The following is a 20,078-nucleotide window of genomic DNA, read 5'->3' on the forward strand; positions in this document are numbered from 1 at the left end:
CAGAGCATGCCGATAGCACCCCGAAAATCGGAGTGGTTTTCGGCCGTAAACGCCGCGAGATCGTGCGCCGGAGGCGCGCGCCGGACGGCAGCGGGCGCCCCCGGCCGTCCGGCCCGGGGCGCCCGTGCGCACATCGGCCGTCGGCCGTCAGCCGCCGACGACCGTCACCTCGCCGATGCCGAGCGCCCGCACCGGCTCCGCGATCTGCTCCGCGTCGCCGACCAGAACGGTCACAAGACGGTCGGCGGGGAACGCCTGCACCACGGCCGCCGTCGCCTCCACGGTGCCGGTCTCGGCCAGCCGCGCGTACAGCGTCGCCTGGTAGTCGTCCGGCAGCTCCTCCTCGACCTGGTCCGCCAGCGTCCCGGCGACCGCGGCGGCGGTCTCGAAGCTCAGCGGCGCCACTCCGACCAGGTACTGGACGGCCGAGTCGCGCTCCTCGTCGGTCAGCCCGCCCTCCGCGAGCTCCCGCAGCACGCGCCACAGGTCCTCCAGCGCGGGCCCGGTCACCTCGGTGGCCACCGAGCCGCGGATGCCGAGCAGCGCGGCGCCCGCGCCGTCCGCCCGGGAGCGCAGCACCTGGCTGAACGCCCGGACGCCGTAGGTGTAGCCCTTCTCCTCCCGCAGCACGCGATCCAGCCGGGAGGTGAGCGTGCCCCCCAGGCAGTAGATCCCGAGGCGGCGCGCCGGGTACACCGGGTCGTGCCGGTCGGGCCCGACGCGGCCGATGATCAGCTGCGTCTGCACGGCGCCCGGCCGATCGACGATGACCACCCGGCCGGTGTCGTCCGCGGTGACCTGTGACCACACCGGGCGGCCCGCGGCCGGCCCGGTCCAGGCACCCAGCGTGTCCGCGAGCGCCGCGTCCAGGTCGATGCCGGTCAGGTCGCCCACGACGACGGCGGTGGCGGCGGCCGGCCTCACGTGGGCCTCGTAGAAGGCGCGCACCGCCTTGGCGTCGATCCGCGCCACCGACTCGGCGGTGCCCTGCCGGGGCCGCGCCATGCGGGACTCGGCCGGGAACAGTGCGTCGTACAGGGCCATCGCCGCCCGGCGGCCCGGGTTGGCCAGCTCGTGCGGGATCTCGTCCAGCCGGTTGCGCACCAGCCGCTCGATCTCGCTCTCCGCGAAGGCCGGGGCCCGCAGCGCGTCGGCGAGCAGCCCGAGGGCCTTGTCCAGGCGCGAGGCGGGCACTTCGAGCGAGACCCGCAGGCCCGGGTGGTCGGCGTGCGCGTCCAGCGTGGCGCCGTAGCGTTCCAGCTCGGCGGCGAACTCCTCGGCGGTGTGCCGGTCGGTGCCCTCGGACAGGGCCCGCGCCATGATGGTGGCCACGCCCTCCTGGTCGGCGGGCTCCGCCGCCAGCGGCGCCGTCACGTTGACCTCGACGGCGATGACCCGCTGGCCGGGGCGGTGGCTGCGCAGCACGGTCAGCCCGTTCGGCAGGCCGCCGCGCTCGGGCGCGGGGAACGCCCACGGCCGGGCCGTGCCCGCGGTCGGCTGCGGGTGCAGTCGCATGGTGGGAGTGACGTCGGTCACTGGTCCGCCCCTTCGGTGTCGGCTTCCTCATCGGTGTCGTCCGAGGCGTCGGCCCCGGCCTCGGTGGGCTCGTAGACCAGCACCGCGCGGTTGTCCGGGCGCAGTCGCTCCGCGGCGACGGCCTGCACCTCCTCGCGGGTGACCTCCAGAATGCGCCGGACGGCCGTCAGTGCGAGCTGCGGGTCGCCGAAGAGAACCGCGAACTTGCACAGCTCATCGGCGCGCCCGCCGACCGTCGCGAGCCGGTCGAGCCACTCGCGCTCCAGCTGGGCCTGGGCCCGTTCCATCTCCTCGGGCGTCGGGCCCTCGGCGGCGAACCGCGCCAGCTCCTCGTCCACGGCCGTCTCGATCTCGGGGATCTCGGCATCGCCCGAGGTCTTGACGTCCAGCCAGCCCATCGACGGCGCGCCGGACAGCCGCAGCAGCCCGAAACCGGCGGCCACGGCCGTGCGGTCGCGGCGCACCAGCCGGTTGTGCAGCCGCGAGGACTCGCCGCCGCCGAGCACGGTCAGCGCCAGGTCGGCCGCGTCGGCCTCCCGGGTGCCGTCGTGCGGCAGCCGGTAGACCGCCATCAGGGCGCGGGAGGGCACGTCCTCGTGCAGCAGCTCGCGCACCTCGCCGTCCAGCGTGTCCGGCAGCGTGCCGTCGCGCGGCGGGCGCTTGCCCTCGTGCGCGGGGATCGAACCGAAGTACTGCTCGACCCAGGCGAGCGTCTGTTCGGGGTCGATGTCGCCGACGATGGACAGCACCGCGTTGTTGGGCGCGTAGTAGGTGCGGAAGAACTCCTGCGCGTCCGCCAGCGAGGCGGCGTCCAGATCGGCCATCGAGCCGATCGGCGTGTGGTGGTAGGGGTGACCGTCGGGGAAGACCATGGCGGTCAGCCGCTCGAACGCGGTGCCGTAGGGCACGTTGTCGTAGCGCTGACGGCGCTCGTTCTTCACCACGTCCCGCTGGTTCTCCAGGGACTCCTCGTCCAGGGCGGACAGCAGCGTGCCCATCCGGTCCGCCTCCAGCCACAGCGCGAGCTCCAGCTGATGGGCGGGCATCGTCTCGAAATAGTTGGTGCGTTCGAAGCTGGTCGTTCCGTTGAGCGAGCCGCCCGCCCCTTGGACGAGCTCGAAGTGGCCGTTGCCCTTCACCTGTTGCGAGCCCTGGAACATCAGGTGTTCGAAGAGGTGCGCCAGTCCGGTGCGGCCCCGGACCTCGTGGCGGGAGCCGACGTCGTACCAGAGGCAGACGGCGGCGACCGGGGTGAGGTGGTCCTCGGAAAGCACCACGCGCAGGCCGTTGGCCAGCCGGTGCTCGGTCGCGGAGAGTCCGCCGACGGACTCCTGGGGGGTGGCCCTGTGGCCCATGAGGTTGGGGTCCCTTCGCTCGGACGGTCGAGATCTAGGTCACCTTATGCAAGGTGAGCCAGGGTGTGCGAAGTTCCCCGTTGTCGGTGAAGCGGGCCACAATGGTCGGCAGCAACCCGACCACCCGTACGAAGGAGCCCTGCCGCGATGGCCCGCCGCAGTACGAAGTCCCCGCCTCCCGAGGAGTTCGAGGAGCGCATCCTGGACATCGACGTCGTCGATGAGATGCAGGGCTCCTTCCTTGAGTACGCCTACTCGGTGATCTACTCCCGGGCGCTGCCCGACGCCCGGGACGGGATGAAGCCGGTGCACCGCCGGATTCTGTACCAGATGCACGACATGGGCCTGCGGCCCGACCGCGGATACGTGAAATGCGCACGGGTCGTCGGCGAGGTGATGGGCAAGCTCCACCCGCACGGGGACACGGCCATCTACGACGCACTCGTACGGATGGCGCAGGCGTTCACGATGCGCCTGCCCCTGGTCGACGGCCACGGGAACTTCGGGTCGCTCGGCAATGACGACCCGCCCGCCGCCATGCGGTACACGGAGTGCCGTTCCGCCCCCGCGGCCGGGCTGATGGTGGAGTCCATCGACGAGGACACGGTCGACTTCGCACCCAACTACGACGGCAGCGAGCGCGAGCCGGTGGCGCTGCCCGCCGCCTACCCCAACCTCCTGGTCAACGGGTCGAGCGGCATCGCCGTCGGCATGGCGACCAACATGCCGCCGCACAACCTCGGCGAGGTGATCGCGGCGGCGCGGCACCTGATCAGGCACCCGGCCGCCGACCTGGCCACGCTGATGCGCATGGTGCCGGGCCCCGACCTGCCGACGGGCGGTCAGATCGTCGGCCTCGACGGCATTCGCGACGCGTACGAGACGGGCCGCGGCACGTTCCGGATCCGGGCGACGGTGGCGGAGGAGAAGGTCTCGGCCCGCCGCCGCGGCCTCGTCGTCACCGAGCTGCCGTTCACCGTCGGCCCGGAGAAGGTCATTGGCAAGATCAAGGATCTGGTCAACGCGAAGCGGCTCCAGGGCATCGCGGACGTCAAGGACCTGACGGACCGCGAGCACGGGCTGCGGCTGGTCATCGAGGTGAAGAACGGGTTCAATCCCGAGGCGGTGCTCGCCCAGCTCTACAAGCTGACGCCGATGGAGGAGACCTTCGGCATCAACAATGTGGCGCTCGTCGACGGCCAGCCGCTGACGATGGGCCTGCGCGAGCTGCTCCAGGTCTACGTCGACCACCGTTTCGAGGTCGTGCGGCGGCGCAGCGAGTTCCGGCGCGGCAAGCGGCGGGACCGGCTGCACCTGGTGGAGGGTCTGCTCGTCGCGCTGGTCGACATCGACGAGGTCATCCGCCTCATCCGCTCCAGCGAGAACGCGGCGCAGGCCAAGGAGGCGCTGATCGGGCGCTTCGGCCTGACGGAGATCCAGACCCAGTACATCCTCGACACGCCGCTGCGCCGCCTGACCAAGTTCGACCGCATCGAGCTGGAGACCGAGCGCGACCGGCTGATGCGGGAGATCGAGGAGCTGACGCGCATCCTGGACTCCGACGCGGAGCTGCGCAAGCTGGTCTCCGCCGAGCTGGGCGAGGTCGCCAAGAAGTACGCCACGCCGCGCCGCACCCGGCTGAGCGAGTCGGAGGCGGCCGCCACGGACGTGGTGCCGCTCGAAGTCTCCGACGACCCCTGCCGGGTGCTGCTCTCCTCCACCGGCCTGCTGGCGCGCACGGAGGATGGCGACGGGGCGTTCGGCGGCCGCGGGGCGCGGCGCGGGAAGCACGACGTGATCGTCTCGGCCGTGCCGTCCACCATCAGGGGCGAGATCGGCGCGGTGACGTCCTCGGGCCGGCTGCTGCGGCTGGCCGTGGTCGACCTGCCGCAGCTGCCGCAGAGCACGTCGGCCCCCAGCCTGGCCGGCGGCGCGCAGCTCTCCGAGTTCCTCTCGCTCCTGCCCGACGAGCGCGTGGTGTGCCTGACGACGCTGGACGAATCCTCCCCCGGGCTGGCCATCGGCACCGAACAGGGCGTGGTGAAGCGGGTGGTCCCGGACTATCCGGCCAACAAGGAGGAGCTGGAGGTCATCTCGCTGAAGGAGGGCGACCGGGTCGTCGGCGCCGCCGAGCTGCACACCGGCGAGGAGGACCTGGTCTTCGTCACCAGCGAGGCGCAGCTGCTGCGGTACCAGGCGTCGCAGGTGAGGCCGCAGGGTCGGCCGGCCGGCGGTATGGCGGGCGTCAAGCTCGCCGAGGGCGCCCGGGTCTTGTCCTTCGCGGTCGTCGATCCGGCGCGCGACGCGGTGGTGTTCACCGTGGCCGGCGGCACCGGCACGCTGGACGACACGCTGGGCACGGCGAAGCTGACGCCGTTCGACCAGTACCCGCGCAAGGGGCGGGCCACGGGCGGCGTGCGCTGCCAGCGCTTCCTGAAGGGCGAGGAGCGGCTGACGTTCGCCTGGGTCGGGGCCGTCCCGGCGCGGGCCGCGACGGCGTCCGGGGCGCCGGTCGAGCTGCCGGAGCCGGACCCGCGGCGCGACGGCTCGGGCACGCCGCTGGCCAAGCCGGTCGCGGTGGTCGGCGGCGGGGTGTGAGCCGCGGCGCGTGATCAGCCGGCGAGACCGGCCCCGGCGGCGTCCTCGGGGACGCGGGCGGGGCCGGCCCCGCCGCTTGGGGAGCCGTCGGCCGCGTCCTCGCCGACGTCCTCCGGGTCGTCCACGTAACGCAGGATCTGCCACAGGGTGTCGGGGGACGCCGGCTCCGTCCCCGCGCAGGCGGCCAGCTCCCGGTGCAGGGACGCGGTGTCCAGGCCCGCGCCGATGAACACGAGTGCGGTGTCCGTCCCGGCCGCGGCCGGATAGAAGCGGAGGAAGCGGCCGACGGCGTGCAGACCGAAGCGTTCCCGGCCGAAGGACACGAAGCCCTTGATCCGGTAGAGCCCGTCGGGCCGCGCGTCGAGGAACCGCATCAGCCGCCGCGGGTCCATCGGGTCCCCGGTGCGGAACGAGACGCTGTCGTACGCGGTGTGGACGTGCTCCCCGCCGGTCTCCTCCTCGGCCGCGAGCAGGTCGGCGAACGACAGCTGTCGGGGGCCCGGGTCCCGGGACCGGCGGCCGTCGCGGTCGAACAGCAGCCGCGGGTCGATGCGGCCGTGGGCCGCGGCGATCACCGGTGCGCCGCCGGACAGGCCGCGCAGCTCCTCCCCGAGCGCCAGGCGCTCCGCCTCCCCGACCCGGTCGGTCTTGTTGAGGACGACGAGGTCGGCGACGGCCGCGTGGCGGGTGTACCGCGGCTCGGCCGCGTCGACGACCTGGACGAGGCCGCCGTAGACGATGTGCCGGTTCTCGCTGGCGAGGATCATCCGGATCAGCGCGGGCGGCTCGGCCAGGCCGCTCGCCTCGACGACGATGAGGTCGATGGCCGCGGACGGCCGGGCGAGGGCGTCGAGCGCCGCGTCCAGGTCCTCCGTGTCGACGGCACAGCACAGGCAGCCGTTGCCGAAGGAGGCCATGGCGTCGACCTGTCCCGCGACCGTCATCGCGTCGACGGGGATGCTGCCGAAGTCGTTGACGACCACACCGATCCGAACGCCCTCGCGGTTGCGCAGGAGGTGGTTGAGGAGCGTGGTCTTCCCCGCGCCGAGAAAGCCGGCGAGGACGAGGACCGGAATCCGGCTGGCTGACATGCCGTTCACGATAGCGGCACCCAGGCGGCGCGGGGGAAGCGCGCCGCCGGGGTGCCGCCTCGCGGGCCGGGCCGGGGTCAGGCCCCGGCCGGGCTCACGGGGTGTCGCCGGGCTCGGGCCAGGTGGTGCAGTCGGACCACTCGGTGTCCCAGCCGGAGTTGCCGCCGCCGTCCTGGATGGTCAGCGAGGGCCGGTCGGCCGGGAAGGGGCAGTTGTAGACGCCCGCGACACCGACGCCCCTCGCCGTCACGTTCGTGAACGTGACGTCGCCCGCCGTCTCGGCCTGCACGACGACCGTGCCGACGTCCTCGATGGTCGCGCCCTCGACGGTCACATTGTCGGCCGCGAGGCCCTGGCCGCTGCCGGAGACGAACTGGATGGCGCTCCAGGGGCTGTCCAGGATCGTGGTGTCGGTGATCCGGACGTCCGCCTCGATCGGGTGGTTGTAGGGGTCGACCCGCAGCGCCGACATCGGGTGGTTCCAGTTCGGGTTCATCGCCCCCGCCCGCACCAGCGTGTTGCCGTCCACCGTGGTGGTGCCGGAGAGCGGGAAGAAGGGCTGCATGAACGCCTGGTTGGAGATGGCGATGCCGCTGCCCAGGGCGTTGGTGTCCTGGACGAGGTTGTTGGTGACGCTGATGTCCTCGCCGCCGTAGATGGCGATGCCGTTCGCCAGGTTGGGCTGGATCACCGTGTTGCTGTCGAAGGTCGCGTTGCGGTTGATGCTCGGCAGCGACCACATGGCCAGCGAGTCGTCACCGGTGTTGCGCAGGTAGTTGTTGCGAACGGTGATGTTGTCGGCGTTGCCGTTGAGGTTCAGCCCGTCGGCGGCCATGTCGACGATGCGGTTGTCCTCGACGACGAGATTGTCGTTCGTCCCGGTCATCCACAGGCCGACCTTGAGGCGCTGGAGCCACATGCCGGACACCGACGAGCCGGGGCCGAGACTGCCGTTGACGAAGTTGTCCGGGTTGCTGTCCACCCGTTCGGCGACGCTGCCGATGACGGCGAAGTCGCTGATGTGGACGTTCCCCGGCGACTCGCCCTGGTTGATGAACCGGGAGCTGTGCACGGTGGAGTACCAGTGGCCGGCGCCCTGGATGGTGACGTTCTCCACGTAGAGCGGCTGGTTCACCTGGTAGTCGCCCGGCGGAATCCAGACCGTCCCGCCGCGGCCCTGCGCCACGGCCTCGGTGAACGCCTGCGTGGAGTCGGCCGCCCCGGTGGGGTCGGCGCCGAGTTCGGTGACGTCGAGCGCGCCGCTCGGCGGCTCGGCGGGCGCCGCCACCTGCTCGAAGTCCGCGGAGTCGATGACGTAGGGGCCGGCGGTGTCGCCGGAGTCGGCCTGGAAGGCGACGGTGTCCCCGGCGGCCAGGTCCTGGCCGAGGAGGAGCCGCCCGTGGTTGAAGAAGTGGTGTGTCTTCGAACCGGCGATCCAGGGCGCGTCGAAGTAGGCGAACTCCGAGGTGACGTCGAGCGGCTCCGGCGTCTTCTCACCGTTGACGTAGACCGACAGCGTGCCGGAGCTGCCGTCGGGAATGCTGTACACGGCGGTGAGCGCGTTCGCCGGCTCGGTCAGCGTGAACTCCACGCGCTGGCCGGCCGACAACTCGACGGCCTGCCGCCCCGACGCCTCGGAGGCGACGGTGCCCTGCGTGTAGTCGGGGCCGATGAGGGTGCCGTCGTGCTCGGCGTCCTCGGCCTCCTGTGTGACGAACGGGAGGTCCGCGCCCGCGAGTGGCGCGGCGTCGTCGGCCGTCGCGGGCGGCGGGGCCGGCGGGGCCGCCGGGGGCGCCTCGCCGCCGTGGGCGGTGGCGACGGTCCCGAGTGCTCCGAGGGCGGTCGCACAGGCCACGACAAGCACCGTGCGTGATCGCTTCCGCGACCGCGCGGCACGTGCAGCAGTCATGACTTTCCCTTCTGTGTGGGGGGTGGGGCGGCGGCCCGGCCGTGGGCTCAGCCCTGGAGCCAGGCCGCCGTGTCCTGCGGCAGCAGACCCGCGTCGTCCAGCGGACCACTGCTCAGCAGAACAGCTGTGTGGGCGGGGAGGGGAACGGGCCCCGCCGAGAGGTTGACGACGCACACGAGACCGTCGGGCCGGCTGAAGGCCAGCACGCCGGGCCGCCCGGCGTCGAACCAGGTCAGCCCGTCGGCGGCACGTTCGGCCCGGCCGCGGCGCAGGTGCAGGGCGGAACGGTAGAGGCTGAGCATGGACTCCGGCTCGCCCTCCTGCCGTTCGGCCGTGTACCGCGCCCAGTCCGCCGGCTGCGGCAGCCAGGTGTCCGCGCCGCCGAAGCCGTAGGGCGGCCGGGTGCCCTCCCAGGGCAGTGGAACGCGGCAGCCGTCGCGGCCGGGGTCGACGCCCCCCGATCTGGCGTGCATGGGGTCGGTGATCCGGTCGCGCGGGATGTCGGCCTCGGGCAGGCCGAGTTCCTCGCCCTGGTAGAGGTAGACGGCACCGGGCAGCGCGAGGGTCAGCAGGGCGGCGGCGCGGGCCCTGCGGGTGCCGAGCTCCAGGTCGGTCGGAGTGCCGAAGCGTTTGGCCGCGAACGCGAAGCCGGTCTCCTCGCGCCCGTAGCGGGTGACGGTGCGGGTGACGTCGTGGTTGGCCAGCACCCAGGTGGCGGGCGCGCCGACCCCGGAGTGGGCGGCGAGTGTGGCGTCGATGGACTCCCGCAGCTGGTCGGGGTCCCAGGGGCGGGAGAGAGTGTCGAAGTTGAAGGCGGTGTGCAGCTCGTCGGCGCGCAGGTAGCGGGCGAACCGTTCGACATCGGGCAGCCACAGCTCGCCGATGAGCACGCCTCCGTACGCGTCGGCGATGGCGCGCCAGGAGCGGTAGACGTCGTGCAGTTCGTCGCGGTCCACGTACGGGTGGGGGCCGCGGCCCGGCTCGAAGTCGGGCAGGTCCGGGTCCTTGGCCAGGAGGGCCGCGGAGTCGATGCGGATGCCCGCGGCGCCGCGTTCGAACCAGAAGCGGAGGATGTCCTCGTGCTCCTCGCGCACTCGCGGGTGCGCCCAGTTGAGGTCGGGCTGTCCGGAGGCGAAGAGGTGCAGGTACCACTGGCCCGGCTTCCCCTCGGGCGTGGTGGTGCGGCTCCAGGCGGGCCCGCCGAACTCCGAGCGCCACTCGTTGGGCGGCAGTTCGCCGTCCGTTCCCCTGCCATCGCGGAAGTGGAACAGGTCGCGCTCCGGGCTGCCCGGCGGCGCGGCGAGGGCGGCGCGGAACCAGGGGTGCTCGTCGGACACGTGGTTGGGCACCACGTCCACGATCGTGCGCAGGCCGAGCTGACGGGCCTCCGAGATCAGCTTCTCCGCCTCGTCCAGAGTGCCGAACGCCGGGTCGATGGCGCGGTAGTCCGTGACGTCGTACCCGCCGTCGGCGAGCGGGGAGACGTACCAGGGGGTGAACCACAGCGCCTCCACGCCCAGTGAGGCGAGGTAGGGCAGCCGGGCGCGGACACCGGCGAGGTCGCCGGTGCCGTCGCCGTCGCCGTCGGCGAAACTGCGGACGTACACCTGGTAGATGGCGGCGGTGCGCCACCATCCGGAGGAGTTGTGCGGCACGGGGTTTCCTTTCGGTGATCAGCCTTTGAGGCTGCCCGCGGTCAGGCCGGAAAGAATGTGGCGCTGGAAGATCAGGAAGATCACCACGAGAGGAATGCTGGCCAGGACCATTCCGGCGATCAGCATGTTGAGCGATGTGGAGTCGGCTATGCGCTGGAGGTAGACGGTGATCGGCTGCTTGGCCGGGTCGGGCAGCACGACGAGGGGCCACAGGAAGTCACGCCAGAGCGCGGTGATGGAGAGAATGGACACCACGGCGATGATGGGCCGGGACAGCGGAAGCGTGATCCGCCACATCGTCGTGAACGCGCCCGCTCCGTCGATGCGTGCGGCGTCGAGCAGTTCGTCCGGTATCTGGTCGAAGAAGTTTTTCAGGACGTAGATGTTGAACGCGTTGGCCGCGGCCGGCAGCCAGACGGCGGCCGGGCTGTTGATGAGGTTCGCGCCGAATATCGGGACGTCGGTGACGGTCAGGTACGTCGGTATCAGCAGCGCGGTCGCGGGCACCATGAGGGTGATCAGCATGAGGCCGAGGACGACGTTCCCGAATCGGGGCCTGAGCTTGGACAGCGCGTATGCGGCGGGGAGTTGGACGGCGAGTCCGAGCAGCCAGGCTCCGCCGATCAGCATGACCGTATTGCCGAAGTAGCGGGCCAGTTCCAATTGGTCCCAGGCGTCCGAGTAGTTGCCGGGGTGCCATTCCTCGGGAATGTAGGTGGGCGGATTGCGGGCCACCTCGGGGGAGCTTTTCATGCCGCCCGTCACCATCCAGTACAGGGGGATGATGAAGGCGATGGTGAACAGCAGCAGCACGACGACGAGCAGGGACCAATAGACAAGCCGGCCGCGTGTGGTCCTGAGGACCGCGGGGCGCACCAGGGTTCGCAACGGGGACCTCCTCTCAGATCTGCCGGCTGCGGGTGACCCGCAGGTAGGCGGCGGAGAAGACGGCGAGGAAGATCAGCAGGAGCAGACTCATAGCACTGGCCGCGCCGAAGTTGTTGTAGACGAACGCGTACCGGTACACGAGCAGCATCACCGTGACCGTGGAATCCTTCGGGCCGCCGCCGGTCATCACGAAGGGCTCGGTGAACACCTGCATCGTCCCGACTATCTGGAGAAGCAGCAGCATCAGAATGACGAAACGCGTCTGCGGAATCGTCACGTGCCACAGCCGCCGCCAGATGCTCGCCCCGTCGAGTTCCGCGGATTCGTACAGCTCGCCCGGGATCGTCTGGAGTGCCGCGAGGTAGATGAGGGTGGCGGTGCCCATATTGGCCCAGGTCGAGGCGATCACCAGGGAGATCAGGGCGGTACTCGACGAGTTGGTCCAGTCCGACGTCGGCAGGTGCGCTGCCCCGAGTATTTCGTTGATCAGCCCGCCTTCCGGCTGGTAGAACCACCGCCACATCAGCGCGACGACCACGGGCGGCAGCATCACCGGCAGGTAGACCAGAATCCGGAAGTAGGCTCTGGCGTGCCGGAATTCGTTAATGAGCACCGCGGCGACGAACGGCACGCCGAAGCCGAGCAGCAGCGCGTAGAGCGTGAATACCGCGCTGTTCTTCCAGGCGGTGGCGAACAGCGGGTCGTCGAAGATGTAGGTGAAATTGTCCAGACCCACCCAGCTCGACCCGCGGACGAAGTTCACTTCCTGGAAGCTGAGGATGACGTTCCGGACGACGGGGTACCAGGCGAAGAGCCCGAAGATGACGAGCGCTCCGCACAGGAACCCGTAGGCGGTGAGGTGCTCGGCGAGGCGCCGCCGCCTGCCGGCGGCGCGCTTCCCCGGCGCGGGGACCGGCGCCGCCATCTCAGGAGCCGTAGATCCGGTTGACCTGGTCCTCGGCGTCGTCGAGGAGCGCGTCGATGTCGGCGTCGCCGTCGGTCAGCACGCCCTGCACGACGTTGTCGAGGATGGCGTACACCTCCTGGGCCCGCGGCGGCTCGATCCGGCCGGGGATCGTGGCGGCGGCGTCCATGAAGGGCTGGACGTTCTCGACCGGGACGTTGGCGTGCTCCTGCTTCAGCGCCTCGACGTTGTCGCGGATCTCGCCCTCGACCCAGATGTCGGGGGTGGGAGGCATCGGCAGGCCGACCGGCAGGTCGTCGGCGAGGCTCTCCTCGATGCGGCGTTCGATCTCGTCGGGGTTGACGAAGCGCCACTGCAGCCAGGTCAGGGCGGCCTCGATCTGCTCGGGCGAGGCGTCGGCGTTGATCATGTAGCCCTCGCCGCCGATCAGCGTGCCCTGCCCCTCGGGGATGGGCGCGAGGCCGAGGTTCTCGTAGGTGCCGTCGTACTGCCGCACCAGGGTCGGCAGGTTGTCCGGAGCGGCCACGTACATGCCGAGCTGCCCGGCGCCCATGGCGACCATCAGGTCCTCGCAGGACCGCATCTGGTCGCTGCCCATGGAGTCGTCCTCCCAGCGCATGGCCTGAAGGTTCGCCAGCAGGGTGCGGGTCGCGTCGGTGTTGAACGCGGCCCGCCAGCTGTCGCCGTCCCGCTCGGCGACGGCGCCGCCCGTGGAGTAGATCTCGGAGGTCAGGTGCCAGCCGCCGGTGTTCTCGATCGCGCACTCGCCGTATCCGGTGACGCCGCCGCCCAGTTCGGCGATCGCGGCGGACGCCTCGCGCACCTCCTCCCAGCTGGTGGGCGGCGCGTTCGGGTCGAGACCGGCCCGCTCGAAGAGGTCCCGGTTGTACAGCAGACCCATCGAGTAGTTCGCGGTGGGGACGCCGTACTGCCGGCCCTCGGCGTCCTGGAAGACTTCCTGGAGTTCCGGCCGCACCTGGTCGAGGTGCGGCACGTCGGCGAGGTAGTCGGTGATGTCCGCGGCGTAGCCCTGTTCGATGATCTGCGCCGGGTCGGTGAAGTAGACGTAGAAGACGTCCTCCAGATCGCCGCCCGCGACCCGGGTGTTGAACGTTTCGGGCTCCATGAAGCCCTCGTGCGGAACGATGTCGATGTCCGGGTGCGTGGCCTCGAACGCTTCTATCTCCGCGTTGAACACCCGCAGCTCACGCGTGTCCGTGCTCGGCGGCTGGCCGTTGATGTGCAGCTGCACCCTGCCGTCTTCGCCGACACCGTCGTCGTCCGAGGAACAGGCGGTGACGGTGAAGGCGAGGACGGCGGCGGTCGCGAGGCAGCGGCGCGTGCGCCGGTAGGCGATGGGTGTCATCGGTGACCCCTTCATGGGCATGTCCGGGAAGTGGGCACACTCAACCACCGATGACACCCGGGCGCAAGATCCTGCGTGCGAAATGAAAAAATGCGACTGTTAGCTGCTGGCTTCCCGTGCCGCGGGACCGGTGGATTCACGCACAACGAGTTCGGGCTCGAACAGCAGCTCGTCGCGGGACACGTCACGGCCGCCGAACTGGGCCACCAGCACCTCCACGGCGGCCCGGCCCATGGCCTCGATGGGCTGCCGCACCGTGCTCAGCGGCGGAGACGTGCTGGTCATCAGCGTGGAGTCGTCGAACCCGACGACCGAGAGGTCGCCAGGCACCGCCAGCCCGCGCCGCCTGGCCGCCCGCACCGCGCCGAGGGCGATCACGTCGCTCGCGCAGATCACGCCCGTGACGCCGCGTTCGAGCAGGGTCGCGGTCGCCGCCTGCCCGCCCTCCAGCGTGTACATGGCCCGCGCGACCCGCTCGGACGGCAGCTCGCCCCCGCCCGCCCGCGCCGCCGCGTGCGCCGCGGCCAGCTTGCGCTGCGACGGCACGTGATCGCTCGGGCCGAGCACGAGTCCGATGCGCTCATGCCCCAGCGAGACCAGATGCCGCCACGCCTGCTCGACGGCCACCGCGTCGTCGCAGCTGACGGTGGGGAAGCCGAGCCCCGGCACCGCGGCGTTGATGAGCACCACCGGCAGCCGGCGTTCCGCGAGGAGCCGGTAGTGCTGGTGGGAGGCATTCTCCTGGGCGTAGAGACCGCCCGCGAAGACCACGCCCGACACCTGCTGCTGGAGCAGCAGGTCGACGTAGTCGGTCTCCTGGATACCGCCCGGCGTCTGCGTGCAGAGCACGGGGACCAGACCGCGCTGCGCCAGGACCCCGCCCAGCACTTCGGCGAAGGCCGGGAAGATGGGGTTGCCCAGCTCGGGCAGGACCAGGCCGACCAGCCGGCCGCGTTCGCCCCGCAGCTGGGTGGGCCGTTCATATCCCAGCACGTCCAGCGCCGTGAGCACGGCCTGCCGGGTGGCCTCGGACACCCCGGGCTTCCCGTTGAGGACTCGGCTGACCGTGGCCTCGCTCACGCCCACCTTCTGCGCCACCTGGGCAAGTCGTCGCGTCATGCCCGCAAGAATAACGCAAACCACGCAAGTGAATTGCGTGCATGTCCCACCCTGAAAGCGCCCGGTGGCTCAGGTGTCGATGCGCGAACGGTCGAGCGTCGCGGCGGAACTCGTGATGAACTCGCGCCGCGGAGCGACCTCGTTGCCCATCAGCAGACTGAACGCCTCCTCCGCCGCCTCCAGATCGCTGATGTTGATGCGCCGGAGCGTGCGCCTGCGCGGGTCCATCGTGGTCTCCGCGAGCTGGTCGGCGTCCATCTCGCCGAGCCCCTTGTAGCGCTGGATGGAGTCCTTGTACCGCACTCCCCTGCGTTCCAGGTCGAGCAGCGTCTCCCGCAGCTCGTTGTCCGAGTACGTGTACAGGTACTTCTCCTGGCCGCGCTTGGGATTGCTCAGCTCGATCCGGTGCAGCGGCGGCACGGCCGAGAAGACGCGGCCCTGCTCCACCATGGGACGCATGTAGCGCTGGAAGAGGGTCAGCAGCAGGCAGCGGATGTGCGCGCCGTCCACGTCGGCGTCGGCCAGGAAGATCACGCGGCCGTAGCGCGCCTGGTCGATGTCGAACGTCCGCCCCGACCCGGCCCCTATCACCTGGATGATGGCGCCGCACTCGGCGTTCTTCAGCATGTCGGAGACCGAGGACTTCTGAACGTTCAGGATCTTGCCCCGGATCGGCAGCAGCGCCTGGAACTCCGAGTTGCGCGCGAGCTTCGCGGTGCCGAGCGCGCTGTCCCCCTCGACGATGAACAGCTCGCTGCGGTCCACGTCGTCGCTGCGGCAGTCGGCCAGCTTGGCCGGCAGCGCCGAGGACTCAAGCGCGGTCTTCCGGCGCTGGGCCTCCTTGTGCTGCCGGGCCGCGATGCGGGTCCTGGCCGCCGCCACGACCTTCTCCAGAACGGCACGGGCCTGCTGCTTCGCGTCACGCTTGGTGGAGGTGAGGAACTCCTTCAGCTCCTTGGCGACCACGTTCGCCACGATCCTGGTCGCCGCCGAGGTGCCGAGCACCTCCTTCGTCTGCCCCTCGAACTGCGGCTCGGCGAGCCGGACGGTCACCACCGCCGTCATGCCTTCGAGGGCGTCGTCCTTCATGACGTCCTCCTCCGCGACGCGAAGCAGCTTCGTCGCGCGCAGGACATCGTTCACCGTCGATCTCACGGCCCGCTCGAAGCCGGCCACGTGCGTGCCGCCCTTCGGCGTCGCGATGATGTTGACGAAGGACTTCACCGCGGTGTCGTAGCCGGTGCCCCAGCGCAGCGCGACGTCGACCTCCAGATCGCGCCGCACCTCGGTCGGGATCATGTGCCCGCGGTCGTCCAGGACCGGCACGGTCTCCTTGAACGTGCCGCCCCCCGTCAGACGCAGGACGTCGCAGACCGGCTTGTCCGAGGCCAGGTACTCGCAGAACTCGCTGATGCCCCCGTCGTAACGGAAGACCTCTTCCGAGTGATCCGCGCCGTCGACACCCCGTTCGTCACGCACGGTGAGCGTGAGGCCGGGGACGAGGAACGCGGTCTGGCGGGCGCGGGCGTGCAGCGTGTCCAGGGACAGCTTGGCGTCCTTCAGGAAGATCTGCCGGTCCGCCCAGTACCGCACACGCGTGCCCGTGCGGCTCTTGGGGATCTTCTTGCTCTTCAGCAGCCCGCTGGTCGGATCGAACGGCGCGTCGGGCCCCGACTCGGTGAAGATACCGGGGGTGCCCCGCCGGAAACTGATCGCGTTCGTGTGGCCGCCGCGGTCCACCTCCACGTCGAGGCGGGCGGACAGCGCGTTCACCACCGAGGCGCCGACGCCGTGCAGCCCGCCGGAGGCCGCGTAGGAGCCGCCGCCGAACTTGCCGCCGGCGTGCAGCTTGGTCATGACGACCTCGACGCCCGAGAGCCCCGTCTTCGGCTCGATGTCGACCGGGATGCCGCGCCCGTTGTCCCGCACCTCGACGGAGCCGTCCTCGCGGAGGAACACGTCGATGCGGTCGCAGTGGCCGCCCAGCGCCTCGTCGACGGAATTGTCGATGATCTCCCACAGGCAGTGCATCAGACCGCGGCTGTCGGTCGACCCGATGTACATGCCGGGCCGCTTGCGCACCGCCTCAAGACCCTCGAGAACCAGCAGGTGCCGCGCGGTGTAGTTGCCGCCGGGGTCGGCTCCGGTCAGCAGTGCGGTTGATGGCACGGACGTGTCGGCGGTCACGCAGTTCGCTCCTCGCTGAATCCTGATCGGTGGCGGAGTGCCGCTCAGAGGGTACCGAGGCCCTGTAGAGCGGTTGTGCAGCTACCCAGGAAGTATCAGGGTAGCCCAGAGTCGCTCACGCGTTCGATAACTCGTCTGGGTGACGTGTACATCACGTTCCCTTCGAGGCATGAACCATTTAGGGTTCGGGCACGTCCTCCTGAACGAAGGGCCGACCCCGGATACGCCGAGGTAGCCGGAATAAGACCACCAGACAACGGATACACCAAGCAACTACCGCAATACGGCTCATTCGCCGCCACCCGGCAGCGTTCGGCCATCTCGGAAGATTTTTTCGCCGAGAAGCCGCGAGCGGGAACGTTCTCGGCCTGGTTGGATGTTGTTCCTGGTACGACAGCTCGTCGAGCTAGAGAAGAGGCGACGTGACTACTGTTCTGACCCCCGCGAGCCCGCTGACGGCTGGGGACCGCTGCGATCGCTGTGGTGCCCAGGCGTATCTCCGCGTGGTCCTCATCAGCGGCGGAGAGCTGCTGTTCTGCGCCCACCACGGCCGTAAGTTCGAGCCGGAGCTCAAGAAGATCGCCGCGGAAATACAGGACGAGACGGAGAAGCTGACGGCGACTCCCGCGTCCGCGACCGACGACGAACGATGACCTGACGTATCGCGTCCGACCACCGACCGACGGGCTCTGGTCCGGCCACCGCGCCGGACGGCGGGCGGGCACTCCGGCGTCACCCGGAGTGCCCGCCCGTTCACCGTTCCGGTGCCTGCTGCCGTGCCGGCAGCTGAGCGAGCACCGCCGCCCGGGTGTAGACCCCCGGCCGGCCGGGCTGCCCGCAGCCCGTCCCCCACGACACCAGGCCGACCAGGCGCCCGGCCGCGACCAGCGGGCCCCCGCTGTCGCCCTGACAGGCGTCACGGCCGCCGTCCGGCAGCCCGGCGCAGACCATCGACGGCGAGTCGTACCGGCCGTTCCCCGCCCCCTCGTACGCACGCGTGCAGGCCGCGTCGGGCAGCATCCGCACGCGCGCCGATCGCAGCTCCGTGGCGTAGCTGCCGTCCCCGCTCGTGTCCCCCCAGCCGAAGACGCGCGCCGCAACGCCCGGCGTGTAGACCGCGTCGCCGGGACCGGCCACCGGGATGGCCCAGTGGTCCGGCAGCGGCTCGGCGAGCGTGAGCACGGCAAGATCCTCCGCGTGGGTCCGCTCGTCGTGATCCGGGTCCTTCCACACCGCGCGCACCGGCACCTCACGCCCCGTGCGCCCCCGCAGGTCGTCCCGCCCGGCGACCACCGCGAGGTCGCGCAGCTCCGCCGGTTCCACGCCGAGCACGGGCCGGCTCAGGCAGTGGGCCGCCGTCACCACCGTGTCGCTGCCGACGACCGCCCCGCCGCAGAACTGCCCGGAGCGTTCGTCGCCGAACAGCTCGCGGCTCGCCAGGGCCACCGCCCAGGGGTGCGCGGAGACCGGTGCGGGATGGCCACCGACCACCGTCCCGCCGGCAGCCGCGGAAGTGCCCGGCGGCAGGGCGGCCGTCAGGAGGAGCAACAGGGCGATGGGCAGTGCCCGGGACGGATGGCGCATGGCGGCTCCTGACCGTTCGAGGTCCTGTAACCACCCAGCGTCAACGCCGCGGCCGTGGTGCGCATCCGGAATCGGATGCGCACCACGGCCGGCGGTGTGACGTGGAACCCCGCCCCCGGGGTGGTCGCGCTAGTCCAGGTAGTCGCGGAGCACCTGGGAACGGGAGGGGTGACGGAGCTTCGACATGGTCTTGGACTCGATCTGCCGGATGCGCTCGCGCGTCACCCCGTAGACCTTGCCGATCTCATCCAGGGTCTTGGGCTGGCCGTCGGTGAGGCCGAAGCGCATCGACACCACGCCCGCCTCACGCTCACTGAGCGTGTCGAGCACCGAGTGCAGCTGCTCCTGGAGAAGCGTGAAGCTGACCGCGTCGGCCGGGACCACGGCCTCGGAGTCCTCGATGAGGTCACCGAACTCGCTGTCACCGTCCTCACCCAACGGGGTGTGCAGGGAGATCGGCTCCCGCCCGTACTTCTGGACCTCGACCACCTTCTCGGGGGTCATGTCCAGCTCCTTGGCCAGCTCCTCCGGGGTGGGCTCGCGGCCCAGGTCCTGGAGCATCTGACGCTGCACGCGCGCGAGCTTGTTGATCACTTCGACCATGTGCACCGGGATACGGATGGTGCGGGCCTGGTCGGCCATGGCGCGGGTGATCGCCTGCCGAATCCACCAGGTGGCGTACGTGGAGAACTTGTAGCCCTTGGTGTAGTCGAACTTCTCGACGGCGCGGATCAGACCCAGGTTGCCCTCCTGGATCAGGTCGAGGAACAGCATGCCGCGACCCGTGTAGCGCTTGGCGAGGGAGACCACGAGCCGGAGGTTGGCCTCCAGCAGGTGGTTCTTCGCGCGGCGGCCGTCCTCGGAGATGATCTCCAGCTCGCGCCTCAGCTTGGGGGCGGTCTTGTCCGAGCTGGCCAGCTTGTCCTCGGCGAAGAGACCGGCCTCGATGCGCTTGGCCAGCTCCACCTCCTGCTCGGCGTTGAGCAGGGGGACCTTGCCGATCTGCTTCAGGTAGTCCTTGACCGGGTCGGCGGTGGCACCGGCCGCGGCGACCTGCTGGGCGGGGGCGTCGTCCTCGTCCTCGTCGGACAGGATGAAGCCCTCGTTCTCCGGCTTGCCGTCGGGGCCCTCGGTGGGTGCGGCACCGCGGGCGGCCCGCTCCGCGGGCTCCTCCAGAGCGACCTCCTCCTCGCCCTCGAGGAACTCGTCGACGATCTCCTTTTTCGGCTCCGTGCCCTTGTCGGCGGCCGTCTTCTTGACCACGGCCTTCTTGGCCGGGGCCTTCTTCGCGACCGCCTTCTTGGCGGGAGCCTTCTTCGCGACCGCCTTCTTGGCCGGGGCCTTCTTCGCGACCGCCTTGTGGGCGGAGCCGCCGCCGGCGGACTCCAGGCTCTCGGCGTCGAGGGGTGGCTCGTCGGGGTGGGCCGTGGCTGTGGCCTTCTTGGCCGGCGTGGTCTTCGCCGCGACAGTCTTGGTCGCGGTGCGCTTGGCCGTAGTCTTCGCGGCGACACTCTTCCGGGTGCGCTTGGGCGCCTCGGCGGCACTCACCATCAGCGTCACGCCCTCCTCGTCGAGGATCTGGTTGAGGCTGCGCAGAACGTTCTTCCACTGGGTTGACGGGATCTGGTCAGCCTCGAAGGCCCGGCGCACGTCGTCGCCGGCGATCTGCCCCTCAGCCTTTCCCCGTTCGATGAGCGCCATCACAGAATTGGACTCGGCGATCTCTGCGGGGAGCGTACGGGAAGTGCTGGCCGACACGAACAACCTCTCGGAAACTCTGGGAACGGCTTCAGGCCCGCCCGATGCGGACGGAACCGGTGACCGACGGCAGGGGTGCGCCGACGGCGGCGGCGGAGCGGCGGCGG

At 70.7% G+C, this 20,078-nt stretch carries 14 protein-coding genes; 2 read left to right on the plus strand and 12 right to left on the minus strand.

What is annotated here, in order from left to right; all coding sequences use genetic code 11:
• Positions 1 to 147: 147 nt before the first annotated feature.
• A complete protein-coding gene (locus RM779_RS26630; RefSeq protein ID WP_394813395.1) occupies positions 148 to 1,515 on the minus strand; it encodes a M16 family metallopeptidase in 1,368 nt (455 codons plus the stop codon).
• Between the two features lie 17 nt (positions 1,516 to 1,532).
• Entirely contained in the window at positions 1,533 to 2,891 is a 1,359-nt protein-coding gene (locus RM779_RS26635) for a M16 family metallopeptidase (RefSeq protein ID WP_077058443.1), read from the minus strand.
• 147 nt (positions 2,892 to 3,038) lie between these two features.
• On the opposite strand from RM779_RS26635, the gene RM779_RS26640 reads away from it, so the two are divergent.
• The gene (locus RM779_RS26640) at positions 3,039 to 5,489 is read left to right on the plus strand and encodes a DNA gyrase/topoisomerase IV subunit A (RefSeq protein WP_311620301.1); all 2,451 of its coding nucleotides are present in this window, start codon (positions 3,039 to 3,041) and stop codon (positions 5,487 to 5,489) included.
• A 14-nt stretch (positions 5,490 to 5,503) separates the two neighbouring features.
• On the opposite strand, the gene RM779_RS26645 is transcribed toward RM779_RS26640, so the two are convergent.
• The 8 genes from RM779_RS26645 to RM779_RS26680 form a co-directional block, all read right to left on the minus strand.
• Positions 5,504 to 6,580 carry a CobW family GTP-binding protein gene (locus RM779_RS26645; protein WP_311620302.1) on the minus strand — a complete coding sequence of 359 codons (1,077 nt, stop codon included), beginning with the start codon at positions 6,578 to 6,580 and terminating at the stop codon, positions 5,504 to 5,506.
• Positions 6,581 to 6,674: 94 nt separating this feature from the next.
• Complete coding sequence (locus RM779_RS26650; RefSeq protein ID WP_311620303.1) at positions 6,675 to 8,489, minus strand: glycosyl hydrolase family 28-related protein; 1,815 nt, start codon at positions 8,487 to 8,489, stop codon at positions 6,675 to 6,677.
• Positions 8,490 to 8,536: 47 nt separating this feature from the next.
• A complete protein-coding gene (locus RM779_RS26655; protein ID WP_311620304.1) occupies positions 8,537 to 10,144 on the minus strand; it encodes a glycoside hydrolase family 13 protein in 1,608 nt (535 codons plus the stop codon).
• An 18-nt stretch (positions 10,145 to 10,162) separates the two neighbouring features.
• Positions 10,163 to 11,032 carry a carbohydrate ABC transporter permease gene (locus RM779_RS26660; RefSeq protein ID WP_311620306.1) on the minus strand — a complete coding sequence of 290 codons (870 nt, stop codon included), beginning with the start codon at positions 11,030 to 11,032 and terminating at the stop codon, positions 10,163 to 10,165.
• A 13-nt stretch (positions 11,033 to 11,045) separates the two neighbouring features.
• Complete coding sequence (locus RM779_RS26665; protein ID WP_311620308.1) at positions 11,046 to 11,957, minus strand: carbohydrate ABC transporter permease; 912 nt, start codon at positions 11,955 to 11,957, stop codon at positions 11,046 to 11,048.
• A 1-nt stretch (position 11,958) separates the two neighbouring features.
• Positions 11,959 to 13,323 carry an ABC transporter substrate-binding protein gene (locus RM779_RS26670; RefSeq protein ID WP_311620310.1) on the minus strand — a complete coding sequence of 455 codons (1,365 nt, stop codon included), beginning with the start codon at positions 13,321 to 13,323 and terminating at the stop codon, positions 11,959 to 11,961.
• Positions 13,324 to 13,422: 99 nt separating this feature from the next.
• Positions 13,423 to 14,442, minus strand: coding sequence for a LacI family DNA-binding transcriptional regulator (locus RM779_RS26675; protein ID WP_311620311.1), 1,020 nt, complete (start codon positions 14,440 to 14,442; stop codon positions 13,423 to 13,425).
• A 69-nt stretch (positions 14,443 to 14,511) separates the two neighbouring features.
• The gene (locus tag RM779_RS26680; protein WP_311620312.1) at positions 14,512 to 16,629 is read right to left on the minus strand and encodes a DNA gyrase/topoisomerase IV subunit B; all 2,118 of its coding nucleotides are present in this window, start codon (positions 16,627 to 16,629) and stop codon (positions 14,512 to 14,514) included.
• 422 nt (positions 16,630 to 17,051) lie between these two features.
• Here RM779_RS26680 and RM779_RS26685 point away from each other — a divergent pair, with 422 nt between their 5' ends.
• Positions 17,052 to 17,282, plus strand: coding sequence for a DUF7455 domain-containing protein (locus tag RM779_RS26685; RefSeq protein ID WP_311620313.1), 231 nt, complete (start codon positions 17,052 to 17,054; stop codon positions 17,280 to 17,282).
• A gap of 100 nt (positions 17,283 to 17,382) precedes the next feature.
• Here RM779_RS26685 and RM779_RS26690 read toward each other — a convergent pair whose 3' ends face one another.
• Entirely contained in the window at positions 17,383 to 18,213 is an 831-nt protein-coding gene (locus RM779_RS26690; protein WP_311620314.1) for a S1 family peptidase, read from the minus strand.
• A gap of 129 nt (positions 18,214 to 18,342) precedes the next feature.
• Positions 18,343 to 19,977 carry an RNA polymerase sigma factor gene (locus tag RM779_RS26695; protein ID WP_311620315.1) on the minus strand — a complete coding sequence of 545 codons (1,635 nt, stop codon included), beginning with the start codon at positions 19,975 to 19,977 and terminating at the stop codon, positions 18,343 to 18,345.
• Positions 19,978 to 20,078: the final 101 nt, after the last annotated feature.

It is taken from the genome of Streptomyces johnsoniae (assembly GCF_031845565.1).
Taxonomy (GTDB): domain Bacteria; phylum Actinomycetota; class Actinomycetes; order Streptomycetales; family Streptomycetaceae; genus Streptomyces; species Streptomyces johnsoniae.

Bases quoted from the DNA above. Each gene is read 5' to 3' on its own strand.
- RM779_RS26630 (WP_394813395.1), bottom strand. From the start codon at position 1,515: ATGCGACTGCACCCGCAGCCGACCGCGGGCACGGCCCGGCCGTGGGCG.
- RM779_RS26635 (WP_077058443.1), bottom strand. From the start codon at position 2,891: ATGGGCCACAGGGCCACCCCCCAGGAGTCCGTCGGCGGACTCTCCGCG.
- RM779_RS26640 (WP_311620301.1), top strand. From the start codon at position 3,039: ATGGCCCGCCGCAGTACGAAGTCCCCGCCTCCCGAGGAGTTCGAGGAG.
- RM779_RS26645 (WP_311620302.1), bottom strand. From the start codon at position 6,580: ATGTCAGCCAGCCGGATTCCGGTCCTCGTCCTCGCCGGCTTTCTCGGC.
- RM779_RS26650 (WP_311620303.1), bottom strand. From the start codon at position 8,489: ATGACTGCTGCACGTGCCGCGCGGTCGCGGAAGCGATCACGCACGGTG.
- RM779_RS26665 (WP_311620308.1), bottom strand. From the start codon at position 11,957: ATGGCGGCGCCGGTCCCCGCGCCGGGGAAGCGCGCCGCCGGCAGGCGG.
- RM779_RS26670 (WP_311620310.1), bottom strand. From the start codon at position 13,323: ATGACACCCATCGCCTACCGGCGCACGCGCCGCTGCCTCGCGACCGCC.
- RM779_RS26675 (WP_311620311.1), bottom strand. From the start codon at position 14,442: ATGACGCGACGACTTGCCCAGGTGGCGCAGAAGGTGGGCGTGAGCGAG.
- RM779_RS26690 (WP_311620314.1), bottom strand. From the start codon at position 18,213: ATGCGCCATCCGTCCCGGGCACTGCCCATCGCCCTGTTGCTCCTCCTG.